The following is a 20,478-nucleotide window of genomic DNA, read 5'->3' on the forward strand; positions in this document are numbered from 1 at the left end:
CGTACGGCGCTTATAGTGCGCGCTCTGTTTATTAATGCTGAGAAAAACATGACGTATCGTGTGCGTGTGGCCTGTGTGTATCTGCTGGGTTTTTTTATCGATCTGGTGAACATGTTTATCGCCAGCGTGGCCTTTCCGCAGATTGGCCGCCAGTTCGCGGCCAGCGTCAGCGAGCTGGCGTGGATCAGTAACGCCTATATTTTAGGGCTCACGCTGGTGATCCCGCTCAGCAGCTGGCTGGCGCGGCGCATCGGCGCGAAGCGGGTGTTTATGCTGTCACTGGGGATTTTTATCGCGGGCACCTGCGGTGCGGGAAGCGCGTCATCCATTTATTCGCTGATTGCCTGGCGCGGCGTGCAGGGCCTGGGCGGCGGGCTGCTGATCCCCATCGGGCAGACAATGACCTACGCGCTTTATCGCAGCCATGAACGGGCAAAACTGTCGTCTGCGGTGATGCTGGTGGCGCTGCTGGCACCAGCGTTATCGCCCGCGCTCGGCGGACTTTTTGTGGAAAGTGGTCACTGGCGCGGGGTGTTTCTGGCGAGCCTGCCGCTGGCGCTGGTGGCGTTAATACTGGCAGGCTGCTGGATTAAAACAGATGCGCCTTCAGCGGCGAATGAGCGGCTGGATCTGCGTGGGTTACTCATTGGCGGCGTGGCGCTGATCCTGATCCTCACCGGCTTAACCTTTGCAGGCGAGCGGCTTTATCTGTGGCAGGGGGCGCTGCTGTTCGCGCTCGGGCTTGTGGTGATGGCAGGCTATGTGCGGGATGCCCTGAACAAACCCGCGCCGCTGCTTAACCTGCGGCTGATGAAAGATCCGCTGTTGCAGATTGCGATGCTGATCTATCAGTTCGTGCCCGGCATTTTTACCGGCGTCAGTCTCGTCGCCATGCTTTATCTGCAAAACCTGTTAACGATGCCAGCCACCGTCACCGGCGCAATGATGCTGCCCTGGGCGCTGGCCTCTTTTGTGGCGATCGCCCTGACGGGAAGAACCTTCAACCGCCTGGGGCCGCGCCCGCTGTTTATCACCGGTTGTCTGGTGCATGGGGCAGGGATCGGCCTGCTGGCACTGACGGCCAGTGCGGCGGATGTGCCGCTGTGTATACTGGCCTTCACCCTGATGGGCTTTGGCAGCAGTCTGTGCAGCAGTACCGCGCAAAGTGCGGCGTTTATTCAGATTAACGGAGCGGATCTGGCGGATGCCAGCGCCCTGTGGAACATCAATCGTCAGCTCAGTTTCTGCTGCGGCGTGACCGTCATCAGCCTGCTGTATGGCTTACTGGCGGCAGGCGGGCTGCCGGTGATGCAGGCGTATCATCTGTGCTTTGCGATAGCGGCGGGTAGTGCGTTAATCCCTGTTCTGTGCTGCCTGCGGATCGCCAATCAGCATGTGGTTTTACAACTTAATCAGGAGCAACAATGAATCGTTATTTTCAGGAAGTACGGGATGCCCACGCGTTGATCCGCGACTGTCTGGGCGATGCACACACGCCGGACGCGGTGTGCGACGAATTATTATCACGCTTTTGCCCGGCATTCTCGATGGTGACCCCGCGCGGTGCCATCATGGATTTTACCGCAGTCGATAATCTGTTCCGCACCCAGCGCGGTGTGCGGGCGGGGCTGACGATCGCCATTGAAGATCTGCAACTGATAGCGGAAAGCGAAAACGGCGCTACCGTCACTTATCAGGAGCGACAGACGATCCCGGGGCAGGGGGAAACGCTGCGCTTTGCCACGGCGGTGTTCGAAACCGGTGCAGATGGCCGGGTGATGTGGCGACATCTGCACGAAACCTGGCTCTGATAATGACACCGCCGGGAAGCTTACTGCTCCGGCGTGTTCTCATCCAGAAGGCGGGCGCGGCAGACCGCGAGGATTTCATCCGCCAGCGGCGAGTCGTCCGGGCAGGCGCGGGATAACACCATGGCACCGACCAGATGCGCCAGCGTGTCGATCACATCGGCACGCCGCTTGCCGTCCGCATCCTGCTCCTGACTCAGCTGTGCCAGTTGCTGTTCAAGCCCTGCCGCAAAGGTGGCTTTAATCGTCTCAGACTGGCGGGAGGCGTCCGCCCCCAGCGCCGACATCACGCAGCCCTGGCCCTTGTTATCACGGTGCTGGCGCGAAAGATAACCGGCAATAAACTGCTCACGACTTGTCCCGGCTAATTTCTCTGCTGAATGCGCAAAACCGCACTGCATGGCCTCCGCCATCAAATCCGCTTTCGAGGCAAAATGTTTATAAAACCCGCCGTGGGTCAGCCCGGCGGCGGCCATCAGCTCCGCCACGCCCACGCCGTCATAACCCCGTTCCCGAAACAACGCCGACGCCGTTTCGACAATCCGCATGCGGTTTTCACGAACCTGCTCTTTCGACACTTTCATTGTTACCGCCTTCAATGCTGAACATTCCTGCGGCAAGTATACATTGATGATGACCATAATCAAAAACGTTGACAGGATAGATTACGATCATCATCATTAACCCGCACCATCACCCGGCACGCCGGAAACCGTTAACGCATTCAAGAAGGGTATGTTATGACCACTCCATCCGTCCTCATTACCGGCGCTTCCTCAGGAATTGGTGCCGTTTACGCTGAACGTTTCGCCCGTCGCGGCCACGATCTTGTGCTGGTAGCGCGTGACAAAGCCCGACTGGATGCGCTGGCCGCGCGCCTGCAACAGGAAACCGGCGTGAGCGTCGATGTGCTTGCCGCCGATCTCACTCAGTCCGATGACGTAACCCGTGTCGAAGCGCGCCTGCGCGAGGACAAACAGATTGGCATTCTGGTTAACAATGCGGGCATTGCGCAGACAGGCAGGCTGGCGGATCAGAGCCCGGCGTCCATTGAGCGCCTTATCGCGCTGAACGTCACGGCGGTCACCAGGCTGGCCAGCGCCGTCGCGCCACGATTTGTCCAGGCGGGTGAGGGCGCTATCGTTAACATCAGTTCCGTGGTCGGGCTGGCACCGGAATTTGCCATGTCCGTGTATGGCGCGACCAAAGCTTTTGTGCTGTTTCTGTCGCAGGGATTGCAGGTCGAACTCGCCCCTGCCGGCGTGTATGTGCAGGCGGTGCTGCCAGCCGGGACCTACACCGAGATCTGGGCGCGCGCCGGGATCGACATCGCTCACTCGACACAATTTATGGACGCGGGGGCGCTGGTGGATGCCGCGCTGGTCGGGTTTGATCGCCGTGAGCCTGTGACCATTCCTCCCTTACGCAACGCCGCCCGCTGGGATGCCCTCGACGCCAGTCGACAGGCGCTGATGGCCGACATCAACCAGGCGGAAGCCGCCGCGCGCTACAAAGGCTGAAGATTCAGGACTGATCGCTTTGCAAGGCTGCTGATACACTGTGGGGTAATTAACCAGAACAGGAGAGCACATGATGTCCGATCGTCCTGCAATTGCCCTGCTTGGTCCGGGCGCTATTGGCACCACTATCGCGGCTGCGCTGCATGAAGCGGGACGTACGCCGCTGCTGTGCGGGCGCACCGCCCATCCGCAGTTAATTCTGCGCGATGACGACGGGGAGGTGGTGGTGCCCGGCCCGGTGCTTAACGATCCGGCGGCGGTCAGCCAGCCGGTCGATCTGCTGTTCGTGGCGGTGAAAACCACCCAGGACGCCGACAGCGCGCGGTGGCTGGCGCAGTTGTGCGATGAAAACACCGTGGTGTGCGCGCTGCAAAACGGCGTTGAGCAGCAAAGCCAGCTTGAACCTTATGTCAACGGCGCAACCGTGGTGCCCTCGGTGGTATGGTTTCCGGCGCAGCGGGAAGCGGATGCCTCCGTCTGGCTGCGGGCTAAACCGCGTCTGACCCTGCCGGACGTGCCTGCGGCCAGGCGCATTGCCGATGCCCTGAGCGGCACGCGCTGCGCGGTGGAGCTGTCCGGGGATTTTCTTTCCATTGCCTGGCGCAAGCTGTTGCAGAACGCGGCGGCGGGGCTGATGGTGCTGGCGAATCGTCGTGCCGGAATGTTCAGACGCGACGATATTGCCGCGCTGACGCTGGCCTATCTGAATGAATGTCTGACGGTGGCGCGGGCGCAGGGGGCGGTGCTGGGCGATGAGGTGCCGCAGGAGATCCTCGCGGGCTTTCAGGGTGCGCCCGCCGATCTGGGCACCTCCATTCTGGCGGATCGCCAGGCCAATCGTCCGCTGGAGTGGGACATCCGCAACGGTGTGATCCAGCGTTACGGCAGGGCGAAGGGCATTGCTACGCCGATCAGCGATGTGCTGGTGCCGCTGCTGGCGGCAGGCAGCGAAGGGCCGGGCTGAGTCTGGGTCAGGTGATGGTCTGGCGGATCTGACGCGCGTCCCGTGCCGGGGGCGCGCCGAACTGCCGCTGGTATTCGCGGCTGAACTGGGAGGCGCTCTCATAGCCGACAATAAATGCCACGTCAGCGGCGCGATGCTCGCCGGTGAGTAACAGCTGGCGGGCTTCCTGTAATCTGAGCTGCTTCTGATACTGGAGCGGGCTGCTGCCGGTAATAGTCAGAAAATGGCGGTGCAGGCTGGCGCGGCTCATGCCGCTGACCTCACACAGATCCTCAATGCGCAGGCGCTCACGGGAGTGATCGCGGATCCACGCCACCGCGCGACGAACACCGTTCAGTGCGCCCTCTGGCCGGACGATCTGCCGCAGCAGTTGTCCCTGCGGCTCCTGCAAAAGACGATAAAGCAATTCACGCTCCGCCATAGGCGCAAGCACAGGGATATCAGCGGGGGTATCCAGCAGCGCCATCAGGCGCAGAAGGGCATCGCGCAGCACATTATTGAGCGGGTTGATCATAATGCCGATGCCACTCTGCTCCCGCTCACGCACCGGCGGCATGTTGGCCGCTAACTCCGCGAGGATCGCTGCATCCAGCACCAGCGACACCGCCGCATAAGGCTGCCTGTCTTCTCCATCGAAAATGTGCCCGCTCAACGGCAGATCCAGCGCGCTGATCAGATAGTGTTCGCTGCCGTAGCTCAGGATCTGATCGTTAATGACCACCTGCTTTGCGCCCTGCAAAATAAAGCAGATCATCGCCCGGTACAGGCATGGCGCGCGTTCGCCAGAGCCCTGGCCGATGGTCAGTTCAAGGCGTGGAATGCGGGTCGCGGGCGTGCCCGGCGAGGCATGCCGCAGGGCGAGATCCAGATGCGGGGCGAGGGTGTTTTTCATCGGGCGATTATACCTGCGCCCGCAGGAGGCACAAGCCACTGAGACAATCAGGCAATAAACTGAGCGTTTCAGGCGTGGGTCAGACGCCGGGGGTTACTTATCATGGCGGCTCAACCCTGCACCAGCCGGTGCGCCTGACGAGAGACAGCCCATGACGAATAAAATTGCAGTAATCACCGGCGCAAGCCGTGGCCTCGGACGTAATATGGCCCTTCATCTTGCCCGACGCGGCGTGGATATTATCGGGACATACCGCAGCGGCGCGGCGGAAGCCGCAAGCCTGGAGCAGGAGATCGCCGCGCTGGGTGGCAGGGCGGTGATGCTGCCCCTGGATATCACAGAGACGACCGGTTTTGCGGCATTCTCAGAGGCCGTGGCGGATACGCTCAGGAACACTTTTGGCGGCGAGCGTTTCGATTTCCTGATCAACAATGCCGGTAACGGCCTGTTCGCGAACTTTACGGAGGCGACAATGGAACAATTTGATTCCCTTGCCGCCACACATCTGCGTGGGCCGGTATTCCTGACGCAGCAATTATTACCGCAGATTAACGACGGCGGGCGCATCCTTAACGTCTCGTCCGGTTTTGTCCGCTTTACGCTGCCGGGATACAGCCTGTATGCCGCGATGAAAGCGGCGCTTGAAGTGCTGACCCGCTATCTGGCCGTTGAGCTTGGCGCGCGCCAGATCAGGGTGAATGCCATTGCGCCGGGCGCGATCGCCACAGATTTTGGCGGCGGCGTGGTGCGGGATAATCAAGCGGTGAATGATTTTGTCGCGCAGGGGATCGCCCTGGGGCGGGTGGGTTCTCCGGATGATATCGGCAGCGCCGTTGCCGCCATTTTGTCGGATGACATGGCCTGGGCGAACGGCACCACCTTTGATATTTCCGGCGGCCAGTTGCTGTAGTTTTGCTGACCCCCGGCGGGGTGATCACACCCCGCTGTGATTGTTAGTCCTCAAAAACCGCCTTTAGCGCCAGGTGCTGGATCAGCATGATGGTTTTAGCATCCTGGATCTCGCCGTTGCGAATGGCGGCGAGCGCTTTTTCAAAGGGCCATTCCAGTACCTGAATATCTTCCCCTTCGTCCGCCAGTCCGCCGCCCGTGCCGCTGCGATCCGCATCCGAATATTGCGCGATGAAAAAGTAGAGTTTTTCCGTGACCGAGCCGGGGCTCATATAGGCTTCAAACACTTTCTCGATGGCGGCAACCTTAAAGCCGGTTTCTTCTTCTGCTTCCGCGATAATGCGTGTTTCCGGCGAGGCCTGGTCCAGTAAACCTGCCGCCGCTTCAATCAGCAAACCGTTATGGCCGTTGATATACACCGGCAGGCGGAACTGGCGCGTTAATACTACCGTTCCTTTGCTGCGGTTATATAACAGAATGACCGCGCCATTGCCGCGGTCGTAGGCTTCACGGCTTTGCGCCTGCCAGGTGCCGTCGCGACGTTGCAGTTCGAAGGTGTATTTTTTAAGCGTGTACCAGTTATCGGACAGCAGCTCTTCGCGAAGATGGCGAATATTCGGTTGTGCAGACATGTTATTTCCTTTTTAAAAGGTGACAGGAAATACGCTATCATGCACAATCGTGCATAATCAAGATCATTCGTGAAAGGTGTAAACATGCTGTCAGGGCAACGTAAACAACTGATCCTCGATATGCTGGCGCGGGACAAGCAGGTGCTGTCCCGCGATTTAAGCCAGCGGTTTAACATTTCAGAAGACTCCATCCGCCGGGATTTGCGGGAGATGGCGGCAGAAGGATTACTGCAACGGGTGCACGGCGGGGCGCTGGCGGTGTCGGCGGCGACCGGCTCGCTGGAAACGCGAAAAAACGTGCATATGGCAGCAAAAAAGAATATTGCCAGTAAAGCCATTACCCTGATCCAGCCGGGGAGTATCGTCATTCTGGATGGGGGTACCACCTCGGAAGAGATGGTTAAACTGCTGCCGCCGGATCTGGCGTTCACCGTGGTGACACACAGCCCGACAATCGCCGCCGCGCTGATTAATCTGCCGCTGGTGGATGTCATTATCCTCGGCGGCCAGCTGTATAAGCATTCGATGGTCACCGTGGGCGCGGCAATGATGGAATCCCTCCGCCGCATCAATGCCGATCTGTTTTTCATGGGCGTCACTGGCGTTCACGAACGTGCCGGTTTCACCACCGGCAATTACGAAGAAGCCTGCGTAAAACGCGCACTGTCAGAACGGGCGGCAGAAACCGTGGTGCTGGCCTCGCCGGAAAAAATAAACTCGGCCTCGGCGTTTGCCATTGGCGATCTGAGCCTTGCCAGTACGCTGGTCATTGATGGCGAGCTGGACGAGAATATGCGCCGGATAATTAACAGCATGGATATTACCGTGCTCTGAGCGCGGCGCGTAAACGAACGCTGCGGTTATGCCCGCCACGTGCGATATAATAATACGCTTAATGCGAAAACTCCTGAGGGCCAGATATGAGCAATGAAGTACCAATCAAATATTATGACATCGCCGACGAGTACGCGACGGAAACGGAAACGCCGGTCAGCGACAGCGAACGCGATGCGCTGGCGCGTTATTTTGAGTTACTGATCACCCGCTTAATGAATGGCGAAGAGATCAGCGAGGAAGCGCAGCAGGAGATGGCCGCAGAAGCGGGTATCAATGAACAGCGCATTGATGAGATCGCCAATTTCCTGAATCAGTGGGGCAACGAGTAAGGCCCACCGAATTCCAGACAGCAAAAAGCCCGCTAAATAGCGGGCTTTTTAAATCTGGCTCCTCTGACTGGACTCGAACCAGTGACATACGGATTAACAGTCCGCCGTTCTACCGACTGAACTACAGAGGAATCGTGTGGGAGCTAATCTTAGCGGCGAAAAACTTTTTGTCAAACCGCATTTTACGCCCGAACGTTCGTCTGGCGATCCCGTCGCCGATTTGCCGGAAATACCAGCAAAATTTGTGGGAAATACTTTGCAGGATTAGCATTTCTCCATCATCATTTGAAATGAAGTTTCACTTTCTCACTAAGGTCCATTTTGAACGTCACTGCCGCTTTACGCCAGGCTGTCGCCCGTACGCCCTGGTACGCTAAACGAAAAAGTTACCGTGTTCTTTTCTGGCGTGAAATCACCCCGCTTGCCGTGCCTATCTTCCTCGAAAATACCTGCGTACTGCTGATGGGGGTGCTGAGTACCTTCCTGGTGAGCTGGCTGGGCAAAGAAGCGATGGCGGGTGTGGGCCTTGCCGACAGTTTTAACATGGTGGTGATGGCCTTTTTTGCGGCGGTCGATCTGGGTACCACGGTGGTGGTGGCCTTCAGCCTCGGTAAACGCGACCGGCGGCGGGCGCGCTCGGCGGCGCGGCAATCGCTGGTGATCATGACGCTGTTCGCCGCGCTGCTGGCGGCGGTGATCCACTATTTTGGCGCGCAAATTATTGATGTGGTGGCGGGCGAAGCCACGGCAGAGGTGAAAGCCCTGGCGCTGACTTACCTCGAATTAACGGTGCTGAGCTATCCGGCGGCAGCCATTACGCTGATCGGCAGCGGGGCGCTGCGCGGCGCGGGTAATACCAGAATTCCGCTGCTGATTAACGGCGGCATGAACATTCTCAACATTATTATCAGCAGCTTCCTGATCTATGGCCTGTTCTCCTGGCCGGGCATTGGCTTTGCCGGCGCAGGGCTGGGGCTGACCATTTCCCGCTACATCGGCGCGCTGGCGATCATCTGGGTGCTGATGATTGGCTTTAACCCGGCGCTGCGCATCACGCTGAAAAGTTACTTTAAGCCGCTCAACTTCGCCATTATCTGGGAAGTGATGGGCATCGGCATTCCCGCCAGTATTGAATCGGTGCTGTTTAACAGCGGCAAATTATTAACCCAGATGTTTGTGGCCGGGATGGGCACCAACGTCATCGCCGGTAACTTTATTGCTTTCTCCGTGGCGGCATTAATCAACCTGCCGGGTAACGCGCTGGGTTCGGCGTCCACCATTATTACCGGCAGACGTCTTGGTAAAGGACAGATCGGCCAGGCGGAACGCCAGCTGCGCCATGTGTTCTGGCTGTCGACCATCGGACTGACGATTATTGCCTGGGGCACCGCGCCCTTCGCCGGGCTGCTGGCCGCGTTTTATACGCCGGAGCAGGACGTGCAGGAAGTGGTGAAGATCCTGCTGTGGCTGAACGCCGCCTTTATGCCGATCTGGGCGGCCTCCTGGGTGTTGCCCGCCGGGCAGAAGGGCGCGCGCGATGCCCGCTTTGCCATGTGGGTGTCGATGCTCGGCATGTGGGGCTGCCGTGTGGTAGCCGGTTATACGCTGGGGATCGTGCTCGGCATGGGCGTGATTGGCGTCTGGCTGGGGATGTTCCTCGACTGGGCGGTACGCGGGGCGCTGTTCTACTGGCGTATGGTCAGCGGCCGCTGGCTGTGGAAATATCCGCGCGCCATGCAGAAAAAAGCGGAGTGACGGCCTGAAGCTGCGCTCTTTTTGAACGGGGTGCGGAATAATTCGGCAATCGCGCGTTTTTTTGAAATCAGGCTTTGACAAGGCCACAGAGCGCCGTTAATATTCGCCCCGTTCACACGATTCCTCTGTAGTTCAGTCGGTAGAACGGCGGACTGTTAATCCGTATGTCACTGGTTCGAGTCCAGTCAGAGGAGCCAAATTTAAGAAGCCCGCTTTTTAGCGGGCTTTTTGCTTTTCTGCCGTTAGCGGAACGGCGGCTCGTTAAAGGTACGCAGTTTACGCGAGTGCAGACGTTCACCTTCCGCGCGCAGCAGATCAATCGCCCTGATGCCGATCTGCAAATGCTCCGAAATCGCCCCTTCATAAAAACGATTGGCCTGGCCCGGCAGCTTGATCTCGCCGTGCAGCGGTTTATCGGACACGCACAGCAAGGTGCCGTACGGCACGCGGAAGCGATAACCCTGCGCCGCGATGGTCGCGCTTTCCATATCAATGGCCACCGCGCGGCTTAAGTTAAAGCGCAGCGCCGACGCCGAATAACGCAGCTCCCAGTTACGGTCATCGGTGGTGACCACCGTACCGGTACGCAGCCGCTGTTTCACTTCCTCGCCGGGCATCTCGCTGACCTGTTTAGTGGCGTCGTACAGCGCGCGCTGCACTTCGGCGATGCTCGGGATCGGAATGTCCGGCGGCAGCACCGCATCCAGCACGTGGTCGTCGCGCAGATAAGCATGTGCCAGCACGTAATCGCCAATCGACTGACTCTCACGCAGGCCGCCGCAGTGGCCGATCATCAGCCACACATCCGGGCGCAGCACTGCCAGGTGATCGCAGATGGTTTTGGCATTCGACGGGCCGACGCCGATATTCACCAGCGTGATCCCCTGACCGTCGGCGGTGATCAGGTGCCAGGCGGGCATCTGGTGTTTTTTCCACGCCAGATCGGAAATGGCCTGTTCCGGCGCTTCGGTTTCGGCGGTGATCCAGATTCCGCCCGCGCAGGAGAGCGCCACGTACGGGCTGTCCGGATCGAGGATCTGGCTGCAACCCCAGCGCACGAACTCATCCACATAACGCGTGTAGTTGGTGAACAGCACGAACGGCTGGAAGTGCTCCACCGGCGTGCCGGTGTAGTGACGCAGACGCGCCAGGGAAAAATCCACGCGGCGGGCGTCAAAGTGCGACAGCGGCGAGAATTCCGCCGGGTGATAAATGCCGTCGGCGGTTTCATCGCCAATCTGTGACAGCTCGGTGGTCGGGAAATGGCGGGTTAAGTCCGCGCTCATCGAGCGATCCAGCGTCAGCGCCGAGCCGTCAATCACATAGGGATAAGGGATCTCGTGTTCAGACGGACCCACTTCAATCTGCGCGCCGTAATCCAGATACAGCATGGTGAGCTGCTCCAGCAGGTAAGGGCGGAACAGCGCCGGGCGCGTAATGGTGGTGCGATAGCTGCCGGGATGCGTAAAGCGGGCATAAGCGCGGGTTTTCCGGGCATTCGGCGCGTTACCGTCCCAGCTGACCGACAACAACGGGTACACAAATTTCCCCTGTGCACGGGCGAGCGTGTCGGGAAGCGTGCCCTTATCGATGTACTGCGCAATGGCATCGCGTAAGTCGCTGACCGCCTGGTCATACAGCGCTTCGAGCCGGTCGAGGGCCTGTTCCGGGGTAAGGCTCGCCTTGTTATCCATAATTATCTCCTTGTTTCACACATGTACTGCCATACCGATAGTATGTCACAGGATTGTGAAACAAAAGTGTGGGGATAAGGCTGAAAAGCAGCGCTGCGTCCTCCGGTATCAGGCGAGGCGGTCAGTTTGACAGAGTAAACCGATCGTTTTACTTTTAATGTATGGACATTAAAAACAAACTCATCTCAGCCGCAGGATCCCTGTTTTACCGGCATGGTTTTAATGCCACCGGGATGGATCGGCTCACGCAGGCGGCGGGCATGTCGAGCCGTACGCTCTATAAACATGCCGGCAGCAAAACGGCGCTCATCGTGCGGGTGCTGGAGGAGCGGGATCAGCGCTTTTTCGCGCAGCTGGAGGAGCAGAGCATCAAAGGGCTGTTCGACGCGCTGGATAACTGGCTGCGGGAGGAGGGCTGTCTGGGCTGTCTGTTTCTGCGGGCGTACGGCGAAACCGGCGGCGACAATCCCGAAATCGCGGCGGTGATCCGCGCCCATAAAGAAAAGACCTGGCAGACCATCCGCAGGCTGGTGGCGGGCGAAATCGGCCATGAGGACGACCGGCTGGCGGAGCAGATCCTTATCCTCTTTGAGGGCGCGACGGCGGCGGCCATTTACCGCGGCGTGGGCACCGTGGCTGCCGCGCGTGATACGGCGGCGATGCTGCTGGCGGGGGCTAAATCATGAGTAAAAACGCCTGGCTTATCGCCACCGGCTTCAGTCTGATCGCCGTCTGCTACGGCTTCGCCCGTTTCGCCTTCGGGCTGTTTTTGCCGCGCATCGACGCTGACCTGTCCCTCTCCCCGACGCTGAGCGGGCTGATTTCCGGCGGCTCGTTTCTGGGTTACTGCCTGACCATTGTGCTGGCGGCTTTTCTGACGGAGCGCATCGGTCCCCGCGCGGTGGCGCTGGGGGCGGCACTGGTGGCGGCGCTGGGCATGACCGGCATTGCGCTGGCGTCATCCCCGCTGTGGCTGGCGGCGGCGGTGATGCTCGCCGGGGCCAGTACGGGGTTAGTCTCGCCGCCGCTGGCGGCCGCGGTGTCGGCTGCGGTGCAGCCGGATCGCCAGGGCGCGGCTAACACCATCATTAATGCCGGGACCGGCGCGGGCGTGGTGCTGTCAGGCCCCGTGGCGCTGGCGATGGGCGGACAATGGCGGCTGGCGTTCGGGATTTTTGCCGCGGTGGCGTTCGCAATGGCGCTTGCTGCCGCGCGTTTTGTGCCGCGCAATTCATCTGCCGCCAGCAACAGCGCGGGCGGTCTGCCGTCAATCAGCCCGTCCCTGAAACGGCTGATCGTCGCCTCGTTTTTAATGGGCGCGGGCAGCACGGCGATCTGGTCGTTCGGCAGCCAGCTGGTGGCGCTGCGGCTGGAGTGGCGCGATACCGGCGCGGGCGTGCTGTGGATGGTGACGGGCGCGGCGGGCATTGCCGGTGCGGCGGCAGGGACGCTGGTGGCGCGCTTTGGTATGGATCTCATGCACCGGCTGTTTCTGCTGGCGATGGCGGCGGGCATTCTGCTGACAGGCTTTGAGCGCACCACGCCTGTGCTGACGCTAACTGGCGGGGCGCTGTTCGGCGCGGCCTATATTACGCTGTCCGGCATTTATCTGGTGTGGGGCGTCTCGGCGCTGCCGGACCGCCCGGCGACGGGGCTGATGATCTGTTTTCTGACGCTGGCGGTGGGGCAGACTGCCGGATCGCCGCTGTTCGGGCTGATCATGGATCGGCTGTCGGCGGGTTATGCCGTGGCGTTCTTCGCCACGCTGACCCTGTGCGCCGGGTTCAGCGGTACGGTGCCGCTTCACTCCGCCTGGCGGAAGCGTTTTCGCAAAGCTTGAGACGACACCTCCGGCACCAGTGAAACCAGGTTCAACGCGCGGCGCAGCTGCACACGATCATAAAGTTCTGGCCGGGATGCCGCGTCAGAACTGATAATCAGCACGTCCACTTCATCCACCAGCGCCTGCGGATCGTCCAGCGTCCAGCAGGGAAATTCCTGCGACAACCGTTGCGCCCGCTCGCCGGTGCCGGGGGAGAGAAACACCTGCGCATTCGGATCCGCCAGAAAGAGATCCCTGACCAGCGCTTCGGTCAGCGCATCTAACCCGAGAATACCCGTCCTTTTCATCCTTCCCCCGTTCAGCCACGGTGCAAATGTGACTACATTATCAAACGGTCACTTGCTGTCAACCGGCCCTGGACGCACAAAAGAAGTTTCTATCACGCGCTTTGTGACCATTGACAATTTTGGTCACTCGTTTAAAAATGCCGGCATTGTTTCCTTCACGTAATCAGGTATCCCATGTTCAGGCTTAAACCTGTCTCCCTTGCTGTTTGCTTCCTGCCGCTGGCCCTGGCGGCCTGCGGTGACACCGCCAGTCAGGACGATCCGCGCACTCAGCCACCCCTGGTGCGGGCGGCAACGGTGGTGAGCGCTGCCGGGCAGTCCCGCGCCTTTACCGGCGTGGTGGTCGCCCGCGTACAGAGCGATCTCGGTTTCCGGGTGCAGGGCAAGATCCTCGAGCGGCTGGTGGATACCGGCCAGACGGTGAAACGGGGTCAGCCGCTGATGCGCCTCGATCCCGTGGATCTGAACCTGACGGCGCAGGCGCAGCAACAGGCGGTTTCTGCGGCCCGCGCCCGCGCCCGTCAGGCCGCCGCCGATGAAGCCCGCTATCGCAGCCTGGTGAAAACCGGCGCGGTGTCGGTTTCGGCATACGATCAGATCAAAGCCGCCGCCGACAGCGCCCGCGCCGACCTGAGCGCGGCCCGGGCGCAGGCGAATGTGGCGCAGAACAGCACCGGTTACGCGGTGCTGCTGGCGGACGCCGACGGCGTGGTGATGGAAACCCTGGCGGAACCCGGCCAGGTGGTGAGCGCCGGGCAACCGGTGGTCAGACTCGCCCGTGCCGGGCAGCGGGAAGCCATCGTCCAATTGCCGGAAACCCTGCGTCCGGCCATCGGCAGCGAGGCGCAGGCCAGCCTCTACGCCAGTAAAAATCCGCCGGTGCCCGCCACGCTGCGGCTGCTCTCGGATGCCGCCGATCCCGTCACCCGCACCTTTGAAGCTCGTTACGTGCTGAACGGCGCGCTGGCCGCGGCACCGCTCGGCTCCACCGTGACGCTGCACATTGCCGAAGGCGAAGCCCGGGATGCGCTTATGCAGGTGCCGCTGGCGGCGATTTACGATGCCGGAAAAGGACCGGGCGTCTGGCAGATTGCCGGTAAGCCCGCCACTGTGCGCTGGAAACCGGTACAGGTGCGGGGGCTGGGGGATGACGCGGCAAAGGTCAGCGGCAGCCTGACGGCAGGGGAGCAGGTGGTGGCCCTCGGCGTGCATCAGCTGCATGAAGGCCAAACCGTGCGCATCGCGGCGGGCGCTGCCGGGAGCCAAAAATGAGTCAGGGAAAATTTAACCTGTCGGCGCTGGCAGTGCGCGAGCGCTCCATCACGCTGTTCCTCATCCTGCTCATCACCGTGGCGGGGATACTGTCGTTTTTTCAACTGGGGCGCGCAGAAGATCCGCCGTTTACCGTCAAGCAGATGACCATCATCACCGCCTGGCCGGGAGCCACTGCGCTGGAAATGCAGGGTCAGGTGGCCGAGCCGCTGGAAAAACGTCTTCAGGAGCTGAAATGGTATGATCGTACCGAGACGTTCACCCGTCCGGGTATGGCCTTTACCACCCTCTCTTTACAGGACAGTACGCCGCCTTCGCAGGTGCAGGAGGAATTTTACCAGGCGCGTAAAAAGCTCGGCGACGAAGCTAAAAACCTGCCCGCGGGCGTTATCAGCCCGATGGTTAACGATGAATTCTCCGACGTGACCTTTGCGCTGTTCGCGCTGAAGGCGAAAGGAGAGCCGCAACGCCTGCTGGTGCGCGACGCCGAATCCCTGCGCCAGCGGCTGTTGCACGTGCCGGGCGTCAAGAAGGTCAATATTATTGGCGAGCAGGCAGAGCGGATCTTCGTCTCTTTCTCCCATGATCGCCTCGCCACGCTGGGCATTTCGCCGCAGGCGATTTTCGCGGCGCTTAATAACCAGAACGTCCTGACGCCTGCCGGATCCATCGATACACAGGGGCCGCAGGTCAACATCCGCCTTGATGGCGCGTTCGACACGTTGCAGAAGATCCGCGACACGCCGCTGGTGGCGCAGGGGCGCACGCTGAAGCTGTCGGACGTGGCGACGGTGGAGCGGGGCTATGAAGATCCGGCCACCTTTATGGTGCGCCATCAGCGCGAACCGGCGCTGCTGCTGGGGGTGGTGATGCGTGAAGGCTGGAACGGCCTCGATCTGGGAAAAGCGCTGGACGCGGAAACCGCCAGCATCAACGCTGAAATGCCGCTGGGCATGACGCTGAGCAAGGTCACCGATCAGTCGGTAAACATCAGCTCCGCCGTTGACGAGTTCATGATCAAATTCTTCGTCGCGCTGCTGGTGGTGATGGTGGTGTGCTTTGTCAGTATGGGCTGGCGCGTGGGCGTGGTGGTGGCCGCCGCCGTGCCGCTGACGCTGGCGATTGTCTTTGTGGTGATGGAGGCGTCCGGCAAAAACTTCGACCGCATCACGCTGGGATCGCTGATCCTCGCGCTCGGGCTGCTGGTGGATGACGCTATCATCGCCATCGAAATGATGGTGGTGAAAATGGAAGAGGGCTATGACCGCATCAAAGCCTCGGCCTATGCCTGGAGCCATACCGCCGCGCCTATGCTGGCCGGGACGCTGGTTACCGCCGTGGGCTTTATGCCGAACGGCTTTGCCCAGTCCACCGCCGGGGAATACACCAGCAACATGTTCTGGATCGTCGGCATCGCGCTTATCGCCTCCTGGGTGGTGGCGGTGGTGTTTACGCCGTACCTCGGGGTGAAAATGCTGCCGGAGATCAAAACGGTGGCGGGCGGACATGCCGCCATCTATAACACCCGCCATTACAACCGTTTCCGCCGCGTACTCACCCGCGTCATCGCCCGCAAATGGATAGTCGCCGGTGCGGTGATCGCCATCTTTACCGTGGCGATCCTCGGCATGGGGCTGGTGAAAAAACAGTTCTTCCCCACCTCCGACCGCCCGGAAGTGCTGGTGGAAGTGCAGCTGCCCTATGGCACCGCCATTGAGCAGACCAGCGCCACCACCGCGAAAATTGAAGCCTGGCTGCAACAACAGCCGGAAGCGAAAATTGTCACCTCATACATCGGCCAGGGATCGCCACGCTTTTATCTGGCGATGGCCCCTGAGCTGCCCGATCCGTCGTTTGCCAAAATCGTGGTGCTGACCGACAGCCAGCAAGCCCGTGAAGCGCTGAAATTCCGCCTGCGTGACGCGGTCGCCGCCGGGCTGGCAGCGGAAGCCCGCGTGCGCGTCACTCAACTGGTATTCGGCCCGTACTCCCCCTATCCGGTGGCGTACCGCGTGGTTGGCCCGGACACCGCCACGCTGCGCGATATCGCCGGACGGGTGGAAAAGGTGATGCAGGCCAGCCCGATGATGCGCACCGTCAATACCGACTGGGGCCAGCGCGTGCCGACGCTGCATTTCACCCTGAAACAGGACCGCCTGCAGGCGGTAGGGCTGACGTCGAACGCCGTCGCGCAACAGTTACAGTTCCTGCTCTCCGGCGTGCCGATCACCAGCGTGCGGGAAGATATTCGTTCGGTGCAGGTGACGGGACGCGCGGCGGGGGATATTCGCCTCGATCCGGCCAAAATCGCCGGTTTTACGCTGGTGGGCGCAGACGGCCAGCGCATTCCGCTGTCGCAGATTGGTGAAGTCACGGTGCAGATGGAAGATCCGCTGCTGCGCCGCCGCGACCGGATGCCAACGCTGACCGTGCGGGGCGACATCGCCGAACATCTGCAACCGCCGGATGTCTCTACCGCCATCCTGAAATCCTTGCAGCCGATCATCGACACGTTGCCGCCCGGCTACCGTATTGAGCAGGCGGGTTCCATCGAAGAGTCCGGCAAGGCCACCAGAGCGATGGCACCGCTGTTCCCGATCATGATCGCCCTGACGCTGCTGATCATCATCCTCCAGGTGCGCTCGATGTCGGCGATGGTGATGGTGTTCCTTACTGCACCGCTGGGGCTGATCGGCGTGGTGCCGACCTTGCTGCTGTTCAACCAGCCGTTTGGCATTAACGCGCTGGTGGGGCTGATTGCACTCTCCGGCATCCTGATGCGTAACACGCTGATCCTGATAGGTCAGATCCATCACAACGAGCAGGAAGGGCTGGCCCCGTTCCATGCGGTGGTGGAAGCCACGGTGCAGCGCGCCCGGCCCGTCCTGCTGACGGCGATGGCCGCCATTCTGGCGTTCATTCCCCTGACGCACTCGGTGTTCTGGGGCACGCTGGCCTACACCCTGATCGGCGGCACCTTTGGCGGCACCATTATCACGCTGGTATTCCTGCCCGCCATGTACGCCATCTGGTTCAGGATCCGCCCTGACACGACGGGCTGATGGGCCGTTATGGGAAAATATTACTATTTTTAGTAGGGCTTTATGAAAAATTTCACATGATAAGATGGAGGAAAAAACGGCGATTAATTAGCATCACCATCGCCTGGAAAGATCATTCGCAGGTAATCAGTAACTGCGGATGATCTTTTACGTTCAATAATGAAAATCAGAAAATATGGGTTTTGACATGGCAGGCAGGAAAAACAATAAAAGCAGAACCCAACGGAATAAACAAAATGGTCCGGGCAGTACGCAAAGGACTAATCAGGCGGCACATAAAAAACTCTCCGGCGGTATAGTGAAATTTGCTAAGCGTGCCGGTCAGCTTTTGCTGGCAACGGGTGCGCTTACCGTGCTGGCCAGCTTTGCATATGATTTTTTGACGGGCGATGTGCAGGTTAAATACCTCAGGCCTTCCGGCAGAGGTTATGAATTTCAGTTAAGCAATAATAACTCTGTTGATCAGGTGATAGATGAATTCAGGATAACGCCCGATCCGGATCAACAATTTATTTTCAAAATTACCAAAGATATTCATGCCAACGTGCACAATGGCGGCGTGACAATACCAGGTGGTAATACAACCTATATGCCAGCCTATGAATATAAAGAGATGGATGGTTATGAGCTGGGCGTTAAGTCTGAAGTGAATTTTCGCATCCCGCCGCTGGTGGCAAGGGATTATATGGTTCCGGAATATATTGTGGTTTTTGCTGAATACAAAACCAGCCCTAAAAACGTTTATATGAAGAAAATAGCGTCATTTTTGACTCGCTTACATCTCCGGGAGCCGAAGCAGCGGCAAAAATATTTGATAGTAGATAATTACTGGACGCCGATTAGTAATGGCAACGTTGTCAATGCCATCCAGACGGCATGCAGAGATGATGATGTGTTCGCACAGTCGGAAACCTGTAGGGCATTTTTAAAAAATTAAACAATACGTTTTTTTCAGCCTGCGGAACCAGGTTTTGCGAGCCTCTACGCATTTTCCTTCATTCGTAACCTCGCCCTCTTGCCGTTCTCTAGTGAGAGCGGTATCGTGCTGCCGCGCCTGCAAAATCAGGTGCCGGGCGTGGCCTCCTGAAATTCCTCATCGACGATACGTGACGCTTCAGCGTCATATTTAATCCGTTTCAGGAGGATAACTCATGACCTCGACCCTCAATCCGTCTCACCCGTTACTTACCGTTCCTTTTGATGGCGACACCGATTTCACCGTACTCGCCGACTACTGCCATCAGCTTGCCGAAGCGCAGGCGGAATGCCGCCATCCGGCGCTGCGCATGGCGCTCAGCGGACGTCTTTCCGCCGTGTTTGCGCTGCTAAAACCACAGCTGAACGAGCCAATCCCGCCCGCGCAGCAGGCGCGTTTTACCGTCGATACATTGCCCACCGCCTTTCCCCGTTTTGCACCCGATTCGGACACCCTTGGCGAATACTGCGCCGCGCTGACCCAGCTCTTGCTGTGCCGGATGTTATCGTCGCAGCAGGAAGAGCAGTTGCGCTGGCTGCTGGCGGATCTCATGGCGTACCTGACGGAAGAAATCAACGCGCCACGCTGGATACGCACCGTGGACGGGGTAAAGTTTATTGATGAGATAACGGCATAACGTATCAGGCAGGTGGCGTAACTTAGGGGAATGTCCGCTTTGTGGCAGAAGCGGACACTCCATGCCGCATAGTGACAAATGCTACCTTACCCCTATCATGATGCTGCAAAGCAATTAACGCTTAAGGAAAACCATGATAACGCTTGAAGCAGGAACGCAAATTCATTACCCGGTTTTGCTGGAGGTCTGGGAATCGTCCGTGCGTGCTACGCATGATTTTTTACAAGAGCAGGATATACAAGCGCTACGTCCTTTGTTGTTGCATGCGTATTTTCCCGTTCTGACTATTAAGATAGCTCGTCTTAGCTGTGACGATTCTATCCAGGGTTTTATCGGAGTTAGTGAAAAACGCATTGAAATGCTCTTTGTGCGCGCAGAACAGCGCGGCAAAGGTATTGGAAAGTTACTTTTACGACATGCTATTAACGAATTGGGGGCTGACGAACTCGATGTAAACGAACAGAATCCTCAAGCTGTTAACTTTTATAAAAAGAATGGTTTCTTTACCGTCGGTCGTTCTGAAGTTGACGGGCAAGGCAGGCCATACCCGTTATTGCATATGAAGCTATCAAATACCTGAACGTTCCAGACACAACAAAGTCCGCTTCTCGCTCATAGCAGAAATCCAGCCATTCGGGTTTGTCTGCTCTATGGCAGAAGCGGACATTTTGTATGTTATCAGCTCACCTGACAGCCACCCGGTTCAGGCTGTAAACGTTGCTCTTCGCTTACCAAAACCAGACTTCAGCAGGGACTATGACTTCCTCAGAGCATAGGGAAGAATGTGCACCATGTTGGCTGCCAGTGGATACACCCCAAGCCCGCGTGTTGTATTTTTAAGTTCATCTAAAGTCGCCCCTTCCTCAGGCATTTTACCTCCCCACACTGTCACACCTTCAGGTACTTCACCCGGACGATTTTTGTTTTCATCGCTGATCTCAATAGTTTCGCCATTGTCCAGGGTGATAATCAATGATGAGACTTCAAGTTGTTGTGTCGTCCCATTTTCATTTTTAGCTGTTACTTTCATTTAAACCTCTCTGGTATGTTCCTGGTTCTGA

General features: G+C 58.9%; 21 protein-coding genes and 2 tRNA genes. 16 read left to right on the forward strand and 7 right to left on the reverse strand.

What is annotated here, in order from left to right; translation table 11 throughout:
- Positions 1 to 48: 48 nt before the first annotated feature.
- Both ACQUTD_RS03695 and ACQUTD_RS03700 read left to right on the forward strand, forming a co-directional pair.
- Complete coding sequence (locus ACQUTD_RS03695) at positions 49 to 1,428, forward strand: MFS transporter (RefSeq protein ID WP_473273758.1); 1,380 nt, start codon at positions 49 to 51, stop codon at positions 1,426 to 1,428.
- Positions 1,425 to 1,811 carry a DUF4440 domain-containing protein gene (locus ACQUTD_RS03700; RefSeq protein ID WP_473273759.1) on the forward strand — a complete coding sequence of 129 codons (387 nt, stop codon included), beginning with the start codon at positions 1,425 to 1,427 and terminating at the stop codon, positions 1,809 to 1,811. The genes ACQUTD_RS03695 and ACQUTD_RS03700 overlap by 4 nt, the downstream gene beginning before the upstream one ends.
- Positions 1,812 to 1,831: 20 nt before the next feature.
- On the opposite strand, the gene ACQUTD_RS03705 is transcribed toward ACQUTD_RS03700, so the two are convergent.
- The gene (locus ACQUTD_RS03705) at positions 1,832 to 2,392 is read right to left on the reverse strand and encodes a TetR family transcriptional regulator (protein ID WP_473273760.1); all 561 of its coding nucleotides are present in this window, start codon (positions 2,390 to 2,392) and stop codon (positions 1,832 to 1,834) included.
- 156 nt (positions 2,393 to 2,548) lie between these two features.
- On the opposite strand from ACQUTD_RS03705, the gene ACQUTD_RS03710 reads away from it, so the two are divergent.
- Positions 2,549 to 3,328 (forward strand): SDR family NAD(P)-dependent oxidoreductase, encoded by a 780-nt coding sequence (locus tag ACQUTD_RS03710; RefSeq protein ID WP_473273761.1) that lies wholly within the window; start codon positions 2,549 to 2,551, stop codon positions 3,326 to 3,328.
- Between the two features lie 73 nt (positions 3,329 to 3,401).
- The gene (locus tag ACQUTD_RS03715) at positions 3,402 to 4,292 is read left to right on the forward strand and encodes an oxidoreductase (RefSeq protein WP_473273947.1); all 891 of its coding nucleotides are present in this window, start codon (positions 3,402 to 3,404) and stop codon (positions 4,290 to 4,292) included.
- 7 nt (positions 4,293 to 4,299) lie between these two features.
- Here ACQUTD_RS03715 and ACQUTD_RS03720 read toward each other — a convergent pair whose 3' ends face one another.
- The gene (locus ACQUTD_RS03720) at positions 4,300 to 5,184 is read right to left on the reverse strand and encodes an AraC family transcriptional regulator N-terminal domain-containing protein (protein ID WP_473273762.1); all 885 of its coding nucleotides are present in this window, start codon (positions 5,182 to 5,184) and stop codon (positions 4,300 to 4,302) included.
- 151 nt (positions 5,185 to 5,335) lie between these two features.
- On the opposite strand from ACQUTD_RS03720, the gene ACQUTD_RS03725 reads away from it, so the two are divergent.
- The gene (locus tag ACQUTD_RS03725; protein ID WP_473273763.1) at positions 5,336 to 6,094 is read left to right on the forward strand and encodes an SDR family oxidoreductase; all 759 of its coding nucleotides are present in this window, start codon (positions 5,336 to 5,338) and stop codon (positions 6,092 to 6,094) included.
- Between the two features lie 43 nt (positions 6,095 to 6,137).
- On the opposite strand, the gene ACQUTD_RS03730 is transcribed toward ACQUTD_RS03725, so the two are convergent.
- Positions 6,138 to 6,725, reverse strand: coding sequence for a GDP-mannose pyrophosphatase (locus ACQUTD_RS03730; RefSeq protein ID WP_473273764.1), 588 nt, complete (start codon positions 6,723 to 6,725; stop codon positions 6,138 to 6,140).
- Positions 6,726 to 6,809: 84 nt separating this feature from the next.
- On the opposite strand from ACQUTD_RS03730, the gene ACQUTD_RS03735 reads away from it, so the two are divergent.
- Positions 6,810 to 7,559 carry a DeoR family transcriptional regulator gene (locus tag ACQUTD_RS03735; RefSeq protein WP_473273765.1) on the forward strand — a complete coding sequence of 250 codons (750 nt, stop codon included), beginning with the start codon at positions 6,810 to 6,812 and terminating at the stop codon, positions 7,557 to 7,559.
- Between the two features lie 86 nt (positions 7,560 to 7,645).
- Positions 7,646 to 7,891, forward strand: coding sequence for a DUF2543 family protein (locus ACQUTD_RS03740; protein WP_473273766.1), 246 nt, complete (start codon positions 7,646 to 7,648; stop codon positions 7,889 to 7,891).
- Between the two features lie 55 nt (positions 7,892 to 7,946).
- On the opposite strand, the gene ACQUTD_RS03745 is transcribed toward ACQUTD_RS03740, so the two are convergent.
- Positions 7,947 to 8,022, reverse strand: a tRNA-Asn gene (locus tag ACQUTD_RS03745).
- A gap of 187 nt (positions 8,023 to 8,209) precedes the next feature.
- Here ACQUTD_RS03745 and ACQUTD_RS03750 point away from each other — a divergent pair.
- The gene (locus ACQUTD_RS03750; protein WP_099458771.1) at positions 8,210 to 9,646 is read left to right on the forward strand and encodes an EmmdR/YeeO family multidrug/toxin efflux MATE transporter; all 1,437 of its coding nucleotides are present in this window, start codon (positions 8,210 to 8,212) and stop codon (positions 9,644 to 9,646) included.
- Between the two features lie 121 nt (positions 9,647 to 9,767).
- Positions 9,768 to 9,843, forward strand: a tRNA-Asn gene (locus ACQUTD_RS03755).
- Positions 9,844 to 9,888: 45 nt separating this feature from the next.
- On the opposite strand, the gene ACQUTD_RS03760 is transcribed toward ACQUTD_RS03755, so the two are convergent.
- Positions 9,889 to 11,340, reverse strand: a complete 1,452-nt coding sequence (locus tag ACQUTD_RS03760) for an AMP nucleosidase (protein ID WP_072568960.1) — start codon at positions 11,338 to 11,340, stop codon at positions 9,889 to 9,891.
- Between the two features lie 161 nt (positions 11,341 to 11,501).
- Between ACQUTD_RS03760 and ACQUTD_RS03765 the strand changes: the two genes are divergently transcribed.
- Together ACQUTD_RS03765 and ACQUTD_RS03770 are read left to right on the forward strand one after the other, a co-directional pair.
- On the forward strand, positions 11,502 to 12,026 hold the full coding sequence (locus ACQUTD_RS03765; RefSeq protein WP_473273767.1) for a TetR family transcriptional regulator: 525 nt from the start codon (positions 11,502 to 11,504) through the stop codon (positions 12,024 to 12,026).
- Positions 12,023 to 13,180, forward strand: a complete 1,158-nt coding sequence (locus ACQUTD_RS03770; protein ID WP_473273768.1) for an MFS transporter — start codon at positions 12,023 to 12,025, stop codon at positions 13,178 to 13,180. The genes ACQUTD_RS03765 and ACQUTD_RS03770 overlap by 4 nt, the downstream gene beginning before the upstream one ends.
- Here the strand turns inward: ACQUTD_RS03770 and ACQUTD_RS03775 are convergent.
- Positions 13,144 to 13,470: a hypothetical protein gene (locus ACQUTD_RS03775; RefSeq protein WP_072568957.1), complete on the reverse strand. Its 327-nt coding sequence runs from the start codon at positions 13,468 to 13,470 to the stop codon at positions 13,144 to 13,146. The genes ACQUTD_RS03770 and ACQUTD_RS03775 overlap by 37 nt on opposite strands.
- Before the next feature lie 174 nt (positions 13,471 to 13,644).
- Here ACQUTD_RS03775 and ACQUTD_RS03780 point away from each other — a divergent pair, with 174 nt between their 5' ends.
- From ACQUTD_RS03780 to ACQUTD_RS03800, 5 genes are all read left to right on the forward strand, one after another.
- Positions 13,645 to 14,742, forward strand: coding sequence for an efflux RND transporter periplasmic adaptor subunit (locus tag ACQUTD_RS03780; protein ID WP_473273770.1), 1,098 nt, complete (start codon positions 13,645 to 13,647; stop codon positions 14,740 to 14,742).
- A complete protein-coding gene (locus ACQUTD_RS03785; RefSeq protein WP_473273772.1) occupies positions 14,739 to 17,804 on the forward strand; it encodes an efflux RND transporter permease subunit in 3,066 nt (1,021 codons plus the stop codon). Before ACQUTD_RS03780 ends, ACQUTD_RS03785 begins: the two co-directional genes overlap by 4 nt.
- Positions 17,805 to 17,991: 187 nt before the next feature.
- The gene (locus tag ACQUTD_RS03790; protein ID WP_473273773.1) at positions 17,992 to 18,741 is read left to right on the forward strand and encodes a hypothetical protein; all 750 of its coding nucleotides are present in this window, start codon (positions 17,992 to 17,994) and stop codon (positions 18,739 to 18,741) included.
- A gap of 214 nt (positions 18,742 to 18,955) precedes the next feature.
- Positions 18,956 to 19,417 (forward strand): hypothetical protein, encoded by a 462-nt coding sequence (locus ACQUTD_RS03795; RefSeq protein WP_473273774.1) that lies wholly within the window; start codon positions 18,956 to 18,958, stop codon positions 19,415 to 19,417.
- Between the two features lie 133 nt (positions 19,418 to 19,550).
- On the forward strand, positions 19,551 to 19,997 hold the full coding sequence (locus ACQUTD_RS03800; protein ID WP_318364712.1) for a GNAT family N-acetyltransferase: 447 nt from the start codon (positions 19,551 to 19,553) through the stop codon (positions 19,995 to 19,997).
- Between the two features lie 174 nt (positions 19,998 to 20,171).
- Here ACQUTD_RS03800 and ACQUTD_RS03805 read toward each other — a convergent pair whose 3' ends face one another.
- On the reverse strand, positions 20,172 to 20,447 hold the full coding sequence (locus ACQUTD_RS03805; RefSeq protein WP_473273775.1) for a hypothetical protein: 276 nt from the start codon (positions 20,445 to 20,447) through the stop codon (positions 20,172 to 20,174).
- Positions 20,448 to 20,478: the final 31 nt, after the last annotated feature.

The organism is Enterobacter sp. K510, from assembly GCF_055804875.1.